Here is a 16,841-nt window from a genome sequence, read left to right as displayed (position 1 = left end):
ACACCGGTCCCTTTTTTTGACTCTCTCCCATCGGGAGAGGATGGCGAGCGTTAGCGAAGCCGGGTGAGGGACACGCGAAAGCGGTTCGACCTATCCCTCACCCCGCGGCGCTTGCGCGCCTTGCCCCTCTCCCAAGGGGAGAGGGGTCAGAGGTCCGCCTTCACGAAATCGGCACAGCGTTCGCCGATCATGATCGAGGGGGCGTTGGTGTTGCCCGAGACGAGGCGCGGCATGATCGAGGCGTCGGCGACGTACAGCCCCTCCACCCCGCGCACGCGTAGCTTGGGGTCACACACCGCGTCGGCGTCGCTGCCCATCCGCGCCGTGCCGACCGGGTGATAGACGGTGTCGGCCCGCGCGCGGATCAGCCGGTCGAGCGCGTCGTCGTCGTCGAGGTCGATCGGATAGCGGTCCTTCGCGCCGTGACGGTTGAGCGGCGGGCTTTCCAGGATGCGGTACATCGCGCGCACCCCCGCCTTCATCACCGCCATGTCGCGATCGTCGCTCAGGAAGGCGGGGTCGATCAGCGGTGCGTCGCGCACGTCGGCGGAGGCCAGGCGGACGGTCCCGCGGCTCTCGGGGCGCAGCACGCAGACGTGGCATGAGAAACCGTGCGCCTTCACCGCGGTGCGGCCGTGATCCTCCAGCACCACCGGCACGAAGTGGAACTGGACGTCGGGTGCGGGACTGCCGGGCAGCAACGTCAGGAACCCGCCGGCCTCCGCGAAGGGCGAGGTCATCACGCCTTCGCGCTTGCGCAGCCAGCGGACCAGTTCCTTGAGCATCGTGAGGTTGCCGACGAACGACTGGCCGAGGAAATAGCGCCCCGGCACCTCGAACGCGGCGACGTAATCGACATGGTCCTGCAGGTCGGACCCGACCGCCGCGCGATCGACCAAAGGCGTGATGCCATGCTCGGCCAGGTGCGCGGCGGGACCGATCCCCGACAGCATCAGCAATTGCGCGGTCCCGAACACGCCGCCGGCCAGCACGACCTTGCCGGTGCGGATCACCTGGCGCTCGCGACCGCGCATGAAGGCGACGCCCCACACCTTGCCATCCTCGAACAGGATGCGCTCGACCGTCGCGTCGGTCATGACGCGGAAGTTGCCGCGCGATCGCGCCGGCTCGACATAGCCGCGCGCCGCGGTCCAGCGCTCGCCGCCGCTCTGCGTCACCTGATAGAGGCCGACGCCTTCCTGGCTGGCGCCGTTGAAGTCGTCGTTGGTCGGCAGTTGCAGGCTCGCGCCCGCCTCGACGAACTCGCGGCTGCCGGCATGCGCCCAATGCTGGTCGCTGACTTTGAGTGGCCCGTCGGCGCCGTGATACGCGCTGGCGCCACGTTCGTTCGCCTCCGCGCGCTTGAACACGGGGAGGACGTCCTCGTATGCCCAGCCGTCGCAGCCGAGCCTCGCCCAATTGTCGTAATCCCACGCCGCACCGCGAATGTAGAGCATCGCGTTGATCGCGCTCGATCCGCCGAGCCCCTTGCCCCGCGGCTGATACCCCCGGCGGCCGTTCAGCCCCGCTTGCGGCACCGTCTCGTACGCCCAGTTGGTCTTCGGCGTCTGCTTCCCCATGAAGCCGGGGATGCGCGTGATGAGGCCGGTGTTGCGCCCGCCCGCCTCGATCAGGACGACCGACCACCTGCCGTCCTCGCTGAGCCGTCCGGCCGCGGCGGCACCGCCCGATCCACCCCCGACGACGACGATGTCGGCCTGTTCCATGCATTTCCCTCCCGCTGGTCGATACGTGCCTGCCACGCCGCCTTGATGCTTTCCGATGTCTCGCGACTGCCGTCGTGGCTCCAGCCCGGCGGCTTGGCGATGTAGTTCCACTTGGCCTTCAGCCCCGGCGCCGCCGCCACGTCCTTCGCGATGCCGATCCATTCGTGGAACGCGGCCCACAGCAGGTTGAAGCTGCCCAGGTTCTTGACGATGCCGTAGCGCGGGCGCTCGTCGTCGCGCTCGGGCTCGAACGTGCCGAGCCAGCGATCCCAGACGATGAACACGCCCGCGTAATTCTTGTCGAGGTAGCGCGGGTTGGTCGCGTGGTGGACGCGGTGGTGGCTCGGCGTGTTCATCACCGCCTCGAACCAGCGCGGCATCCGCCCGATCACTTCGGTATGGATCCAGAACTGGTAGATCAGGTTCACGCCGCCGACGAAGATCACCATTTCCGGCGGAAAGCCGATCAGGAACAGCGGCAGGCGAAAGACGAAGGCGATCGAGACGAAGCCGGTCCACGTCTGCCGCAGCGCGGTCGACAGGTTGTAGTGCTGCGAGCTGTGATGGATGACGTGGCTCGCCCAGAACCAGCGCACGCGGTGTGCCGAGCGGTGGAACAGATAATAGGCGAAATCGTCGAGCACGAAGCAGACCAGGAACCAGTACCAGGCATAGCCGATCGTGAAGAGCCGGAACTGATAGACCCAGGTCGCGAGCGCGTAGACCGCGCCGACCGTCAGCACGCCGGCGACCGTGCTGCCCGTTCCCAGCGCCAGGCTGGTCAGCGTGTCCTTCGGTTCGTAGCGCCTCTTGTCGCGCGCCCAGGCGACCAGCATCTCGGCCAGGACCAGCACGACGAATCCGGGAACGGCATAGTTGACGACGTTGGGCAGGTGCATGGGATGCGTTTTCGTTGTTTACGGTGCCGGCCCGCTCCCCCACCCGACCGCCCATGAGGGTACGATGTCTGGGCGGTCGGGTGGGGGAGTGGGCCGGCACCGCGACTGTAACGCCCCTTGCTTACACGAGTGTCAGTGGTGCTTCCAGCCCGCGAACTTCATCGGCGGTGACGCCGAACAAGGTGACCGGCCCGAACAGTTTCTCACCGGTCTGGACGGTCGCGCCCTCGACCGCTTCGTAGATGCGCAAAGGGGGGATCAGCCGGCGGACCGCGACATGCGCGCCATGCCGTTTAAGCACCGCGATCGCGCCCGATCCGGCGACCACCGCCGCGCTGCCGTCGCCCGACACCAACACGCGGCCGGCGGTGAAGCCGACCAATGCCTCCTCGGCGAAACGGCGGGCATCCTCCTCGTTCGCGATGCGGCTCTGCCCAAGCTTGAGCAGGCGCGCGGTACCGGCCAGCGCCAGGATCGCGGCGATCGAACCGATCAGCTGGAACCAGCTCATGCCGACGCGCGCAACTGGTCGAGCAGCGGGCGGATCGGGGTCAGGTCGTATCCGGCCTCCGCCGCTTTCTCGATCAGCACCGCGGGATGCTCGCCGCGCGACGCCGCTGCCAGCGCCCACAGATTGCACGACCGCGTGCCCGAGCGGCAGAAGGCGAGCACCGGCCCCTGCGCCTCCGCCAGCACCGCCGCCATCGCCTGGACCTGCGGCAGGCTGAATCCGGCAAGCGTGATCGGGATCGCGGTGTAGCCGAGCCCGGTCGCTTCCGCCACCGCGCGGATGGCGTCGCCCGCAGGCTGGCCGTCCTGCTCGTCGTCGGGGCGGTTGTTGACGATGGCCACGAACCCCGCCGCCTTGATCGCGGCCAGGTCCGCCGGCGCGATCTGGGGTGCCACGGATATGCTGTCGTCGATCGTGCGGATCATGCCGCCTCCCGGATCACTTGCAGGAACGCGTCACCATAGGCCGCGAGCTTGCGTTCGCCCACGCCCGAAATCGTGCCGAGCGCGGACAGGCTCGCGGGGCGGGCCGCCGCCATGTCGCGCAGCACCGAATCGTGAAAGATGACGTAGGGCGGCACCTTACTCTCCTGCGCCAGTTCGCGGCGCTTGTCGCGCAATGCCTCGAACAGCGGATCGCCGACCGGATTCGCCCCGCCCGTCGTGCCGCTGCGCCGCCGCCGCTCGCGCCGAGGCGGCACGATCAGCGACAGCTCGGCATCGCCCTTCAGCAGCGCCTTCGCCGCCGGCCCGAACTCCAGCCCGCCGAAATCGTTGGCGCGCAGTGCGTCCTTCAGCAGCAGCGCGCGTGCGACCGGCTTGACGAGCGCGGCGTCCGCGCCCTCAACGATGCCGAACACGCTCAACGCCTCGTGGCCGTTCATCAGGCTGCGCTCGCTAGACTGGCCGAGCAGGATGCTCTCGATATAGCCGACGCCGAAGCTCTGGCCGGTGCGGAACACCGCCGACAGGAACTTGCGCGCGACTTCGGTCGCGTCGACGGCGGCGGGCGGGTTCAGGCAATTGTCGCAATTGCCGCAATTGTCCAGCGTGTCGGTCTCGCCGAAATGCGCGAGCAGCAGCTTGCGGCGGCACCCGGCGGTCTCGACCAGCGCGCCGAGCGCGTTGAGCCGCGTGCGCTCGCCCGCCTGGCGGTGCGGCTCGACCTCGCCGATCCGCTGGCGCGCGCGGGCGAAGTCGTCGGCGCCCCAGAACAGGTGCGCGACCGCCGGATCGCCGTCGCGCCCGGCGCGGCCGGTTTCCTGGTAATAGGCTTCGATCGACTTGGGCAGGCCGGCATGGGCGACGAAGCGGACGTCGGGCTTGTCGATCCCCATCCCGAACGCGACCGTGGCGACGATCACCATGTCCTCCGACGCGACGAAATCGGCCTGGTTGCGCGCGCGGATGGCGGGGTCGAGCCCGGCATGATAGGCGCGGGTGGGGCGACCGGTCTTGGCCAGCGCCTCGGCCAGTTTCTCGGTCGCGGCGCGGGTCGGGGCGTAGACGATGCCGGGGCCCGGCGTCTCTGCGATCAAGTCGGCGATCTGGCGGGGCGCGTTGTCGCGCGGGGCGATTGTATAGCGGATGTTGGGCCGGTCGAACCCGGCGACAATCAGGCCGTCCACCGGGATACCGAGCTGGTCGAGGATATCGGCGCGGGTATGCGCGTCGGCGGTCGCGGTCAGCGCAAGCCGGGGCACTTCGGGGAAACGGTCGAGCAGTGGCCGCAACAGGCGATAATCGGGGCGGAAATCGTGGCCCCATTCGCTGACGCAATGCGCTTCGTCGATCGCGAACAAGGCGACTCGCCCGCGGTCGAGCAGGTCGCGGAAATCGCCTCCGGACGCGCGCTCGGGCGCGACGTACAGCAGGTCGAGCTCGCCATCGAGGAACCGCCCGCGCGTCTCCGCCCGATTCTCGTCGACGCTGGTCAGCGTGGCGGCGCGGATGCCGACTGCCTCCGCCGCGCGGAGCTGGTCGTGCATCAGCGCGATCAGCGGGCTGACGACGACGCAGCACCCGTCGAGCAGCACCGCCGGCAATTGGTAGCACAGCGACTTGCCCGCCCCGGTCGGCATCACCGCCAGCGTGTTCCGCCCCGCCAGCACGCGCGCCACCACCGCCTCCTGCACACCGCGAAAGCCGGGGAAACCGAAGGTCGAATGGAGAACGGAAAGCGGGTCGCGGGTCATCGCCGCTCCGTTAGGATATTGTCGAGCCGGATGCCACGCCGGCGACGATATAGCCCAATGTCGTATCGATCACGGCGTCCGCCGGCGGATCGATCCGCCGGTCGAGCAGCAACGTGGCGAGGCCGTGGACGAGCGACCAGCAGGCCAGCGCGGCGCTGTCCGCCTGGGCCGGGTCGGGCACCAACGTCGCGACGCGGCGCGCCAGGACGGTGAACCCGTTCGCCTCTTCGGAATTCGACGTCTGCGGATGGCCGACGCCCGCCGCGCCGGGCACCTCGCCCTGGAACATCAGCCGGAACAGCGCCGGATTGGCGCGCGCGAACGCGACATAGGCGCGGCCCTGCCCGAGCAAGGCGGCCCGGGAATCGTCGGTCGCATCGGCGGCGGCGAGCGCCGCGTGCAGTCGCGCGAACCCGTAATCCGCCACCGCGACGAGCATGGCCGCGCGATCCTGAAAGTGCCGATAGGGCGCCATCGCGGAGACCCCGGCGATCCGCGCAACCTCGCGCAGGCTCGGGGCGACAGCGTCCTTCTCGATCGCCGACAGCGCCGCGACCACCAGTGCCTCGCGCAGCGCGCCATGATGATATGTCCCGGCCATGTTTACATCGTACACTTTTCTGCTATGTTTACGCCATACACATGGGAGATGTGCAATGCCGAAGCCGACTCGTCAATCGGTGGACCTGTCGGGCTTTCCCGATCTGGTGATGATAATGCTGGGGTTTCGCGTGCGACGCTGGCGCGGGATCGCGACGCTGCTGCGGATCGGCAAGGGCCTGGGTGAGGTGCGGCGCGATCCGCCGGACGGGCTCCTGCTCGACGAGCCGCTCTTCTATTCGCTGAACCATATCGGCATGCGGCAATATTGGCGCGACTTCGACAGTTTGGAAGCCTTTACCCGCAGCGAGCCGCATGCGGTGTGGTGGCGCAATTTCCTGAAGGACAGCGGCGGCGCGGGGTTCTGGCACGAAACCTATCGGATGCGCGGCGGGATAGAAGCCGTCTATGTCGACATGCCTGCGCCGCTGGGGCTCGGCCGCTTCGCCCCGCCCCGTCAGCCGATCGGCCCGTTCCTGTCGGCCAAGGCACGGGCCGACGCGGTGAAGCCGGCGCTTGCCTGACACAGGCATCGGCGCCTGGCGACTAGGCCCGATCGACATTCAGCTATGATGTAGCGTTTCGAGCCACCTATTCCCCGTCATCCCCGCGCAGGCGGGGATCCAGAGACGCTAGATTATCGGTTTCAAGCCGTGGATGCAGCCAGTCTGGATCCCCGCCTGCGCGGGGATGACGAACATGCAAGTGACGTTCACCGGTTAGCTGAATGTCGATCCGTCCTAGGCGAAGGGGTGCGCCAGACCACGACATCAACTCGATTTCGTCACCGAAACGACAAGATTGGTTGAGCAGGTCGCGGGGGCTGCGGAGGAAGGGAACGAGATGCGACGGAGCGTCAGGCTGGTCATCGTTGCGGGCGCCGGCATGGCGATCGCTGCCGCATCGGAACGTGAACGCACCATATCCTCCGATGGCATGGTGGCGGCGACACTGAACGGCGTGCCGGGGCGGGTGAGGGTCGATCCGGGGGCGCTGGGCATGCCGCTCGTCACGGCGGACTGGGCGTCCCGCGCCAAGCTGAAACCGGGCATGATCGGGATCGGCTACGGCATCGGCAACGTCGTCGTTGCCGGACACACCGCCGTCGCGCGGATCGACACGGGCGACGGGCCGGAGCGCCACCGTGTCGGGTGGACGGCTCGACCCTATGCCGCGGGTATCGATGGCGTCGTCGGGCCGGGCGGACTGGCGGAACCCGTGATCCGCTTCGACTTGCGTCCGGCCGGGCCCGGTGAGCGCACGGTGGCGATTCCGATGGTCGATGGCGGCGGCCTGTTCGGTGGGTTCGGCGGATTGTTCGGAACGCTCGACGTCGATGGCGACCCGATCATGGTCCGGTTCGACCCCTACCACGCCCGGACGCTGGCGACGGCGGGTGCGGCCCAGCGGATCGCCGCAGAACGCGACGGCCGGATGAACGGCGAGACCACGCCGGCCGAGATCGCCTTCGGGATCGAGCGGCCGGTCCGTTCGATGACGTTGGGCCGCCCGATCGCGATCGGGCCGTTGTCGCTCACCAGCCTCGGCGTTCGGACTCGCGATTTCGGCAATGCCGGGGCGATTCCCGACGCCGACGCGCGGGCCGATCCGGACGAGGTCGTCGTCACCGCCAAGGGCAAGCACGACCGTCGCCGCGACAAGCTGTCGATCGGCGCGGATTACCTGTCGCATTGCTCCTCGATCGTGTTCGACAAGCCGGCGCGAGTCATCCGGCTGACCTGCGGCTAGGCGACGGCGCGGCGGTGTCGTGCCCGCTCGCTTGCATGCGGCGACGCGATCGCCGATGGCGGCGCGCCGTCAGCATCGGGAGCCGCGCATGGACCAAGTCACGGATAATCGCGCAGAACACGAATTCGAACTGACGGTCGACGGCGAACGCGCGATCGCGGCGTATCAGCTTGAGGGCGACACGATCGTCTTCACGCACACGCTGGTGCCCAAGCGGCTGGAAGGGCGCGGGGCGGGATCGAAGCTGATCCGCGGCGCGCTCGACGCCGCGCGGGATCGCGGGCTCAAGGTCGTGCCGCAATGCCCGTTCGTGCGGGCCTATATCGAGCGCCATGCCGAGTATCGGGATTTGCTGGTCTAGGCCGTCATCCCGGCAGAGGCTGGGATCGCCGTGTAACTGGCGATCGTCCTGTCGCCCAGCGGCCCCGGCCTGCGCCGGGGCGACGGGTCATTCCGCTGCCAGCGCCTCGTCCCGCTCGCGCGCCTGGCGGGCCCACATCTCGGCATAGAGACCGCCACGACGCAGCAATTGCGCGTGCGTTCCGCGTTCCGCCACCCGGCCGCCGTCGAGCACGACGATCTGGTCGGCATGGACGATCGTCGACAGGCGGTGGGCGATGACGATTGTGGTGCGACCGCGCTCGATCGCCTCCAGCGTCTCCATGATCTCGGCCTCGGTACGGCTGTCGAGCGCACTGGTCGCCTCGTCGAGGATCAGGATCGGCGGGTCCTTGAGCAGCGTCCGCGCGATTGCGACGCGCTGCTTCTCGCCGCCCGACAGCTTCAGCCCGCGCTCGCCGACACGCGTGTCGTAGCCATCCGGCTGGCGCTCGATGACGCCGGCGATCGCCGCCGCCTGCGCGGCGCGCTCGATTTCCGCCGGCCCCGCGCCCTCGCGGCCATAGGCGATGTTGTAGCCGATCGTATCGTTGAACAGCACGGTGTCTTGCGGCACGATGCCGATCGCGGCGCGCAAGCTGGCCTGCGTCACGTGCGCGATGTCCTGATCGTCGATCGTGATCCGCCCGCCGGTCAGGTCGTAGAAGCGGTACATCAGCCGCGCGAGGGTCGACTTGCCCGCGCCCGACGGCCCGACCACCGCCAGCGTCTCGCCCGGCGCGATGTCGAGGTCGATGCCCTGCAGGATCGGCATGCCGGGATCGTAGCCGAACCGCACATCCTCGAACCGCACGCGCCCGCGGCTCACCAGCAGCGGCGTCGCGTCCGGCGCGTCGGCGATCTCCCCCGGCGTGTCGATCAGGTCGAACATCGCCCCCATGTCGAGCACGCCCTGGCGGATCGTGCGATACACCATGCCGAGCAGGTCGAGCGGGCGGAACAGCTGGCTGAGCAGCGTCGAGATGAACACGACGTCGCCGGGCGAACTCGTGCCCTTCGACCAGCTCCACACCACGAACGCCATCCCGCCGCCGAGCATCAGGTTGGTGATGAGCGCCTGGCCGATATTGAGCCACGCTAGGCTGTTTTCGCTACGCGTCGCGGCATTGGCATAGGCGATCATCGCCGCTTCGTAGCGGCGTGCCTCGCGCTCCTCGGCGCCGAAATACTTGACCGTCTCGAAGTTGAGCAGCGAGTCGACCGCGTGCGCGACCGCGCCGGTGTCGAGGTCGTTCATCCGCGTCCGCAAGGCGGCGCGCCAGTCGGTCACCCAGCGGGTGAAGACGATATATACCGCGACCATCACCACCGTCGCCGCCACCAGCCCCCAGCCGAATGACTGCCGGAAGATGTTGAGCACCAGCGTGAGCTCGAGCACGGTTGGTGCGATGTTGAACAGCATGAAATAGAGCATCGTGTCGATGCTCTTGGTGCCGCGTTCTACCACCTTGGTCACCGCGCCAGTGCGGCGTTCGAGGTGGAAGCGCAGACTGAGCTGATGGAGGTGGCGGAACACGGTTGCGGCCAGCCGTCGTGTCGCATCCTGCCCGACGCGCTCGAACACCGCATTGCGCAAATTGTCGAAAAGGGTCGTCGCGAACCGGGCGCCGGCATAACCGATCACCATCAGCAGCGCGAAGCTGACGACGTTCGTAACGCCGACGGCTTTTCCCGCCATCGCGTCAACCGCATATTTCAGCGCGTAGGCGGCGCCATAGACCTGCACGACCTTTGACGTGACCACCAGCAGCATCGCGCCGACGATCCGCGCCTTCAGCACCGGTTCGCCCGCGGGCCAGAGATAGGGGAGGAAGCGCCGGAGCGTCGGGAGCATCGGGCGCTCCGTGGTCGTCGGCGGTATTGTGGCGGGCGGCATCGCCGGCTCATGTAGGGCGCGCCGGGCCGTTCGGAAAGCGCGCCGGGAACCTCTTGCTATTTCAGCCCGTTTTAGTCGCGAAGGGAAAGGGCGATGGGCTCAGTCTTTTACGTGATCGCGATCCTCGGCTGCGGCGACGGTCAAGCGGATTGCGCGCAGCAGCGGATCGAAACCGCGCATTATGCCAGCGCCGCGCAATGCCAGGCGGCGATGCCGGCGGCGCTCCAGCGCAACAACGATCTCGATTTTCCGACGATCGCCGCGTCCTGCCGCCAGATCGGCCAGTCGATGGCGCAGACGCCGGGCCAGAACCAGCGCGGCTAGGTCAGTCGCTCGGCGACGGCTCCGGCCGCGTCATCGGCAGCGCCCAGCGGATCTGGTCGCGCAGCATCTCCTCCAGATCGTCGGCGCCCGCATTATAGGCGGCGGCGCGCTTGTGCAGCAGCGTGACGAGCAGTTCCGACCGGTCGCGCGGGCTCGGCGGTTGTGCGCGTCCCTGCGCGAGCGCGCGGGACAAACGGAGCGAGAGCATCGTCATGCCGGCGCCATAGCGCGCGCGATCTTGTCGCTTCGCCAAACGGAACGGTTAACGCCGCTTCAACCGCGCGGACGCTCCCAGAGATCGGCATCGCGCGGCCGGGGCGGATAAAGCGTGCGCCGCCGTGCCGCCTGGCCGAGCGCGCGCGCGATCCAGCCCAGTTTCTCGACGCTCGACGTCGTGACGCGGCGATTCCAGGCATGCTCGCCGGCGGCGGCGACCTTGCGCCCGATGTCGCCGTAGATCCCGGCGGCGGCGAGCACGGCCCAGGCCGAACGCAAGCCCAGCGCGGGGGTGCCGTGGCGCGCGCTCGCCTCGAACTGGGCGGCGCGGTCGGTCAGGCGGCGGACCAGCACCGCGAGCCGCTCGCGGAACGGCGGCTTCATGTGCTGGCCGGGCGGGATATCCATCTCGACCAGCCATTCCTCGGGGAGGTAACAGCGCCCGCCGCGATCGTCCTCCTCGACGTCGCGCGCGATATTGGCGAGTTGGAAGGCGAGGCCGAGGTCGCAGGCACGATCGAGCGTCGCCTCGTCGCGCGGATCGACGCCCATCGCCACCGCCATCATGCACCCGACCACCCCGGCGACGTGGTAGCAGTAACGATAGAGATCGTCCTCGCTGCGCGGCCGCCAATCCTCGAGATCGAGCCGGAACCCCTCTATCAGATCGTGCGCGAAACGGTGCGGCAGAGCGGTCTCGACCGCGACGATGCGCAGCGCGTCGAAGGCCGGATCGCCGACCACGTCACCCGCGAGGGCGGCATCGGTCAGCGTGCGCAGACGCGCGAGCCGTTCGACGGGATCGCTGACGACGCTCAGGTCGTGGCCATGGTCCTGCCCGTCGGCCAGGTCGTCGCACGCCCGGCACCAAGCGTAGAGCAGCCACGCCCGTTCCCGCTCGCGCCGTCCGAACAGGCGGCTGGCGGCGGCGAAACTCTTCGACCCCCGCGCGATCGATTCGCGCGCCGTCGCGACGATCGCGGCGCGGCTGGGGAGGTCAGTCCGACTCACCCACCGTGCTCCTGCGAAAGCAGGAGCCCAGGGTCACAAGCGGCGGTGCTCTCGGCTCTGGGCTCCTGCTTTCGCAGGAGCACTGGCTGGATGACAGCCCTCACAAATCCTTCGCGCCGATCTGCCCGACCGTGACGGTCGGCTCGGCGGTGGCCATCCTGTCCAGCAGCTCCTCCAGCGTCGGCGCCACGATCAGCAGTCCGACATGCTGCGGCCGCACGAAGCCGACCTCTGCCATCTTGCCCCAGAATTCGATCAGCCCGTCATAATAACCGTCGAGATTGAGCAGCCCGACCGGCTTCGCATGGTACCCGATCTGCGCCCAGCTCAGCGCCTCCCACAATTCGTCCATCGTCCCGGTGCCACCGGGCAGCGTGACGAAGCCGTCCGACAGATCGGTGAACGCCTGCTTGCGCTGGTGCATCGTGCCGACGACGTGGAGTTCGGTCAGCCCCTTGTGCGCGACTTCGGCGGCGACCAGCGCCTCTGGGATGATCCCGATCACCTCGCCGCCCGCCGCCAGCGCGCTGTCGGCGACCGCGCCCATCAGCCCCAGCCGCCCACCGCCATAGACGACCCCGATCCCACGCGCGGCCAGCGTGCGGCCGACATGGCGTGCGTTGTCGACGTAGCGGGAATCGGCAGGGCTGGCGGAACCGCAATAGACGGCGAGGCGGTTCCTCATCGCGTCGCCCCGGCGAAGGCCGGGGCCGCTGCGTTGCCCGCACGCGACATCGATCCCTTCGACGACCCAGCGATCCCGGCCTGCGCCGGGATGACGGAATTTTCTGTCATTCTCTTCCCACCATCAACCGCGCCGTCGCCTTCGCGCTCGCCACCACCCCGGGGATGCCCGCGCCGGGATGTGTGCCGGCGCCGACGAAGAACAGGTTGCGGATTTCCGGGTCGCAATTGTGGACGCGGAAATAGGCGCTCTGGGTCAGAATCGGCTCCAGGCTGAACGCGCTGCCGAGATGCGCCGACAGATCGTGCTGGAAATCGCTCGGCGCGTAGCTGAACTTGGTGACGATGCGGTCGTGGATGTCGGGGATCAGCCGCCGCCCGATCTCGTCGAGGATGCGGCGTTCGAGGATCGGCGCGATCTCGTTCCAGTCGACCGGGAACTTGCCCAGGTGCGGCACCGGCGCCAGCGCGTAGAAGGTCGAATAACCCTCCGGCGCGAGGCTGGGATCGGTGACGGTCGGGTGGTGGAGGTAGAGCGAGAAATCCTCCGCCAGCACGCCATGGTCGTAGATGTCGGCGAGCAGTTCCTTGTAGCGCGGGCCGAACAGGATCATGTGGTGCGGGATCCCCGGCCACGATCCCTTGACCCCGAAATGGACGAGAAACAGCGACGGCGACCAGCGCTTCTTGACCAGCCCGTTGGCGGTGCGTTGCGCGCTGCGCGAGCCCGACAGGAGCTGGCGATAGGAGTGCATGACGTCGGCGTTGGTCGCGATCGCGTCGGCCTCCGCCGACCAGCCGCTCGCGGTCACCACGCCGATCGCACGATCGCCCAGCGTCTCGATCTTCGTCACCGGATCACCGAGCCGCAGCGTCCCGCCCAGCCGCTGGAACAAGGCCGCCATCCCCGCGACCAGCCGGTTGGTGCCGCCGCGCGCGAACCACACCCCGCCGTCGCGCTCCAGTTTGTGGATCAGCGCGTAGATCGCGCTGGTGGTGAACGGGTTGCCGCCGACCAGGAGTGTGTGAAAGCTCAGCGCTTGGCGCAATTTCTCGTTGCGTACGAAATGCGAGACCATCGAATAGACCGAGCGCCACGCCTGGTATCGCATCAGCGCGGGAGCGGCCTTCACCATCTGGCCGAAGTCGAGGAACGCGGTGCTGCCGAGTTTCTCATACCCTTCGTGATACACGCCGGCCGAATAATCGAGGAACCGCTGATACCCGGCGACGTCGTCGGTATCGAGCCGCGCGATCTCCGCGCGCAGCTGCACGTCGTCGTTCGAATAGTCGAAGCTCGTCCCGTCGCGCCAGTTGAGGCGGTAGAACGGCGATACCGGCATCAGCTCGACATCGTCGGCGATCGTGCCGCCCGACAATTGCCACAGCTCGTTCAGCGCGGCGGGATCGGTGATGACGGTCGGGCCGGCGTCGAAGGTGAACGTGCCGACGTCGGTCGCGCGCTCCCAGACGTAGGCGCGGCCGCCGGGCTTGTCGCGCGCCTCGACGATGGTCGTCGCGATGCCCGCCGATTGCAGGCGAATGCCGAGGGCGAGGCCGCCGAACCCGGCGCCGACGATGATCGCGCTGTTCATCCCGCGCTCCGGATCGCGGCGAGGGCGCGGCCGATCGGCACCGGCGGCTTGCCCATCAGGATGCGCGCCTTGTCGCTCATGGTCGATGTTCCGGCATAGAAGCGGCCTATAAGCGCGGGGTTCAGCCGATAAAAGCGTTCAAGGATGCGATAGCGCTGATCGGGTGCGGCGGCGCGGAACAGCATCGCGTCGAGCATCCGGTAGAAGCCGCGCTCGCGCCACGCCTGCCCGGCGATGCGATGCGACAAATCGTGGAGCGCGGCAGAGGTCAGGTCGGGCGCGGCGGCGATCATGGTCGCCAGCCGGATCGCATCGGGCAGCGAATAGCCGGTGGTCGGGTGGAACAGTCCGGCGCGCAGGCCCGCCTTCGCCACCTTGGTTCCGCCGGTCCGCCAATAGGTCTCGAAATCGCCGGCGATCGCGACCGGCAGCGCGCCGGCTTCCTCGCGCGCTACTTCGGCCATCTGCCACCCTCGCGCGTCGGCATAGTCCATGATCCGTTCGCCGATCGCGTCACGGTCGAGGTCGGGCGTGTCGCTGTAATACGTGTCCTCGACGAACACGCGATCCTCGGCGAAGGGCAGGCAATAGACGAAGCGATAGCCGTCGATCTGCTCGACCGTCGCGTCCATCACGACCGGATGCGTGAGGCCGTGCGGCGCGGCCAGGTGCAGTTCCTGCCCGACGAACTTCTGCCAGCCGAGGTCGAGGGTGGTCAGGTCACCCGGCCCGCGCGCGTCGATCACCCCGCGCGCCTCGACCCGGTCGCCGTTCGCCAGCACCACCGCGCCCGCACCGACCCCGATCGCGCGGGCGACGACCAGTTGGTCGGGCAGCAGGTGTTCGCCGACCACGCGCGCGAACCGCTCCGAATCGATCGAGTAATAGGGGGTGTCGATCGTCCGCCGATGTCCCGGAAACGCGACGTCGTAGTGCGGCCAGCGATAGCTCACGAGGGGGGCGGCGAGCCAGCGGTCGGCCTCCGCCACGTCGCTGCCGAAGAACGACCAGATGTGGTTGCCGCCGATCGGGCCGGCCTCGACCAGGCGGATGGCGACCTCCGGCCGCTTCTGGCGCAGCGCGAGCGCGATCAGTCCGCCGGCGAGACCTCCGCCGACGATCGCCACATCGCAACTGATGATCGCAGGCATGCACCAAGCGCTACGGCATTATCGCGCGAGCGCAACCCTTTGCGTGGCGCGGGTCGTGAGGCGGTGTGGTATCGGCCGATCGATGCGATCCGGGTGTGGCAGGCGGCGGGATAGCGGCGTAAGGCGGGGTGGTGACTGCCATGATCGCCCTCATCGCCTCCGCGATCGCCATGACGGTGATCGTCGCGGTGCGCTATCTCGCGAGTTCGGGGGCGTTCGCGCTGGCGACCCGCGCGGTGCGGCCGGGCCTCTATCGCGGACTCGATCGCCAGATCGGGCGCGAGATCGGGTGGAGCCTCGCGTCGGCGGCAATTTATGGCGTGCCGGCCGGTATCGTCGCCTGGGGCTGGCGCGCGCAGGGCTGGACGCGGATCTACAGCGACGTGCACGCCTGGCCGCTATGGTATCTGCCGGTGAGCGTGCTGCTGTATCTCGTTGCGCACGATACGTGGTTCTACTGGACGCACCGCTGGATGCACCGGCCGCAGCCGTTCCGCGTGGCGCATGCCGTCCACCACGCGAGCCGCCCGCCGACCGCCTGGGCGGCGATGGCGTTCCATCCGATCGAGGCGCTGACCGGCGCGGTCGTGATCCCGGCCCTGGTGTTCGTGATCCCGATCCACGTCGCGGCGCTGGGCCTGGTGCTCACGATCATGACGGTGATGGGGGTGACCAATCATATGGGGTGGGAGATGTTCCCGCGCTGGATGTGGCGCGGGCCGCTCGGCGACTGGCTCATCACCGCGAGTCATCACCAGCGCCATCATGCCGAATATCGCTGCAATTACGGACTGTATTTCCGGTTCTGGGACCGGATGTGCAGGACCGATCGCGGGGTCGGCGATTTCAAGGGCGTGGCGCAAAGGTCACAGCCGCAGACCCGCTGAGAGCCGATCGCGGAGCAAAGCGCGGGCGGCGGCGTTACGCGCCCGATACATAATGGGGAATCTCACATGCGTTTTCGTCACCTGATCCTGTTCGCCGCGCCGTTCGTCGCCGCGACGCCGGCCTTTGCGCAGGATACCCAGCCGTTGTCGCCCGACACCGGCGCGGTCGCGACGGCGTCGCCCAACGGCGACAGCGTGACGATCGGCGCGGCGGCGATCTACCTGCCCGATTACGAGGGCTCGAACGACTATCACCTGACCAGCGCGCCAGGGGCGATCGGATCGATCGACGGGTTCAACTTCACGCTGGCGGCCAACCGGCTGTCGGTCGACCTGATCCCGAACCGTCCGGGGCCGAGCTGGGATTTCCAGGCGGGGCCGCTGGCGGTGCTCAACATCAACCGGTCGAGCCTGAAGGGCATTGCCGACCCCCGCATCCGCGCGCTCGGCAAACGGTCGATGGCGCTCGAACTCGGCGGCTATGTCGGAATCGGCAAGACCGGGGTCATCACCAGCGAGTACGACCAGCTGTCCTTCTCGATCAGCTATCGCAAGGGCGTGACCGGCGCGCATAGCGGCGGCATCCTGTCGCCGACGATCAACTATTTCACGCCGCTCAGCCGCAAGGCCGCGGTCGGCCTCTACGTCTCGGCCGAGCGGGCCGAGCGCAAATACGCCGCCGCCTATTTCGACGTCGATGCGGCCGGGAGCCTCGCGAGCGGCCTGCCGACATTCAGCACGCGTGGCGGGTGGAAGAACTATACCGTCGGCGCGCTCGGCACGGTGTCGCTGACCGGCGATCTGCTGCATGGGTTCAAGCTGGTGGGCGGTGGCACCTACACCCGGTTGCTCAACGATTTCGGCTATTCGCCGGTCGTGCGGATTGCCGGTGAGAAGTCGCAGTGGATGGGCGTGCTGGGGCTGGCGTATACGTTCTGACGCGCACGCGATCAGCTTTGCTGATCGCAAGACGCGGCGGAAGCGGCCGACGGGTTGCAAAGCGAGCCCGTCCGATGGC

At 68.3% G+C, this 16,841-nt stretch carries 18 protein-coding genes; 6 read left to right on the top strand and 12 right to left on the bottom strand.

The features are described 5' to 3' along the window. Window positions 1–146: 146 nt before the first annotated feature. The 6 genes from J0I47_RS11240 to J0I47_RS11215 all read right to left on the bottom strand — a co-directional run bounded on the left by J0I47_RS11240 (window position 147) and on the right by J0I47_RS11215 (window position 5,932). Window positions 147–1,727 carry an FAD-dependent oxidoreductase gene (locus J0I47_RS11240; protein WP_294047085.1) on the bottom strand — a complete coding sequence of 527 codons (1,581 nt, stop codon included), beginning with the start codon at window positions 1,725–1,727 and terminating at the stop codon, window positions 147–149. Continuing rightward, window positions 1,631–2,626 carry a sterol desaturase family protein gene (locus J0I47_RS11235; protein WP_294047084.1) on the bottom strand — a complete coding sequence of 332 codons (996 nt, stop codon included), beginning with the start codon at window positions 2,624–2,626 and terminating at the stop codon, window positions 1,631–1,633. Before J0I47_RS11235 ends, J0I47_RS11240 begins: the two co-directional genes overlap by 97 nt. A 121-nt stretch (window positions 2,627–2,747) precedes the next feature. Then, window positions 2,748–3,137: a hypothetical protein gene (locus J0I47_RS11230; protein WP_294047083.1), complete on the bottom strand. Its 390-nt coding sequence runs from the start codon at window positions 3,135–3,137 to the stop codon at window positions 2,748–2,750. Further along, window positions 3,134–3,562 carry a TIGR01244 family sulfur transferase gene (locus J0I47_RS11225; protein ID WP_294047082.1) on the bottom strand — a complete coding sequence of 143 codons (429 nt, stop codon included), beginning with the start codon at window positions 3,560–3,562 and terminating at the stop codon, window positions 3,134–3,136. The genes J0I47_RS11230 and J0I47_RS11225 overlap by 4 nt, the downstream gene beginning before the upstream one ends. Then, window positions 3,559–5,331, bottom strand: a complete 1,773-nt coding sequence (gene recQ, locus J0I47_RS11220; protein WP_294047081.1) for a DNA helicase RecQ — start codon at window positions 5,329–5,331, stop codon at window positions 3,559–3,561. The genes J0I47_RS11225 and recQ overlap by 4 nt, the downstream gene beginning before the upstream one ends. 10 nt (window positions 5,332–5,341) lie before the next feature. Then, window positions 5,342–5,932, bottom strand: a complete 591-nt coding sequence (locus J0I47_RS11215; RefSeq protein WP_294047080.1) for a TetR/AcrR family transcriptional regulator — start codon at window positions 5,930–5,932, stop codon at window positions 5,342–5,344. 55 nt (window positions 5,933–5,987) lie between these two features. On the opposite strand from J0I47_RS11215, the gene J0I47_RS11210 reads away from it, so the two are divergent. The 3 genes from J0I47_RS11210 to J0I47_RS11200 all read left to right on the top strand — a co-directional run bounded on the left by J0I47_RS11210 (window position 5,988) and on the right by J0I47_RS11200 (window position 8,041). Further along, window positions 5,988–6,455: a DUF4188 domain-containing protein gene (locus J0I47_RS11210; RefSeq protein WP_294047079.1), complete on the top strand. Its 468-nt coding sequence runs from the start codon at window positions 5,988–5,990 to the stop codon at window positions 6,453–6,455. A 319-nt stretch (window positions 6,456–6,774) separates the two neighbouring features. Continuing rightward, window positions 6,775–7,680 (top strand): hypothetical protein, encoded by a 906-nt coding sequence (locus tag J0I47_RS11205; protein WP_294047078.1) that lies wholly within the window; start codon window positions 6,775–6,777, stop codon window positions 7,678–7,680. Between the two features lie 88 nt (window positions 7,681–7,768). Further along, window positions 7,769–8,041: a GNAT family N-acetyltransferase gene (locus J0I47_RS11200; protein WP_294047077.1), complete on the top strand. Its 273-nt coding sequence runs from the start codon at window positions 7,769–7,771 to the stop codon at window positions 8,039–8,041. 87 nt (window positions 8,042–8,128) lie between these two features. Here J0I47_RS11200 and J0I47_RS11195 read toward each other — a convergent pair whose 3' ends face one another. Beyond that, window positions 8,129–9,955: an ABC transporter ATP-binding protein/permease gene (locus tag J0I47_RS11195; RefSeq protein ID WP_294047076.1), complete on the bottom strand. Its 1,827-nt coding sequence runs from the start codon at window positions 9,953–9,955 to the stop codon at window positions 8,129–8,131. A gap of 93 nt (window positions 9,956–10,048) precedes the next feature. On the opposite strand from J0I47_RS11195, the gene J0I47_RS11190 reads away from it, so the two are divergent. After that, entirely contained in the window at window positions 10,049–10,279 is a 231-nt protein-coding gene (locus J0I47_RS11190; protein WP_294047075.1) for a hypothetical protein, read from the top strand. 1 nt (window position 10,280) lies between these two features. Here the strand turns inward: J0I47_RS11190 and J0I47_RS11185 are convergent, their stop codons facing one another. From J0I47_RS11185 to crtY, 5 genes are all read right to left on the bottom strand, one after another. Further along, entirely contained in the window at window positions 10,281–10,493 is a 213-nt protein-coding gene (locus J0I47_RS11185; RefSeq protein ID WP_294047074.1) for a hypothetical protein, read from the bottom strand. Window positions 10,494–10,552: 59 nt separating this feature from the next. Beyond that, on the bottom strand, window positions 10,553–11,506 hold the full coding sequence (locus J0I47_RS11180; protein WP_294047073.1) for a phytoene/squalene synthase family protein: 954 nt from the start codon (window positions 11,504–11,506) through the stop codon (window positions 10,553–10,555). Window positions 11,507–11,606: 100 nt separating this feature from the next. After that, window positions 11,607–12,191, bottom strand: coding sequence for a TIGR00730 family Rossman fold protein (locus tag J0I47_RS11175; RefSeq protein WP_294047072.1), 585 nt, complete (start codon window positions 12,189–12,191; stop codon window positions 11,607–11,609). A gap of 106 nt (window positions 12,192–12,297) precedes the next feature. Then, window positions 12,298–13,785, bottom strand: coding sequence for a phytoene desaturase (locus tag J0I47_RS11170; RefSeq protein ID WP_294047071.1), 1,488 nt, complete (start codon window positions 13,783–13,785; stop codon window positions 12,298–12,300). Then, window positions 13,782–14,936 carry a lycopene beta-cyclase CrtY gene (gene crtY, locus J0I47_RS11165; RefSeq protein WP_294047070.1) on the bottom strand — a complete coding sequence of 385 codons (1,155 nt, stop codon included), beginning with the start codon at window positions 14,934–14,936 and terminating at the stop codon, window positions 13,782–13,784. The genes J0I47_RS11170 and crtY overlap by 4 nt, the downstream gene beginning before the upstream one ends. 140 nt (window positions 14,937–15,076) lie before the next feature. Between crtY and J0I47_RS11160 the strand changes: the two genes are divergently transcribed. Continuing rightward, window positions 15,077–15,823, top strand: a complete 747-nt coding sequence (locus J0I47_RS11160; RefSeq protein WP_294047194.1) for a sterol desaturase family protein — start codon at window positions 15,077–15,079, stop codon at window positions 15,821–15,823. A gap of 66 nt (window positions 15,824–15,889) precedes the next feature. Beyond that, window positions 15,890–16,762, top strand: coding sequence for a MipA/OmpV family protein (locus tag J0I47_RS11155; RefSeq protein ID WP_294047069.1), 873 nt, complete (start codon window positions 15,890–15,892; stop codon window positions 16,760–16,762). Window positions 16,763–16,841: the final 79 nt, after the last annotated feature.

The organism is Sphingomonas sp., assembly GCF_017304635.1.
GTDB lineage: Bacteria > Pseudomonadota > Alphaproteobacteria > Sphingomonadales > Sphingomonadaceae > Sphingomonas.
This window is presented reverse-complemented; position numbering and strand designations above follow the sequence as displayed.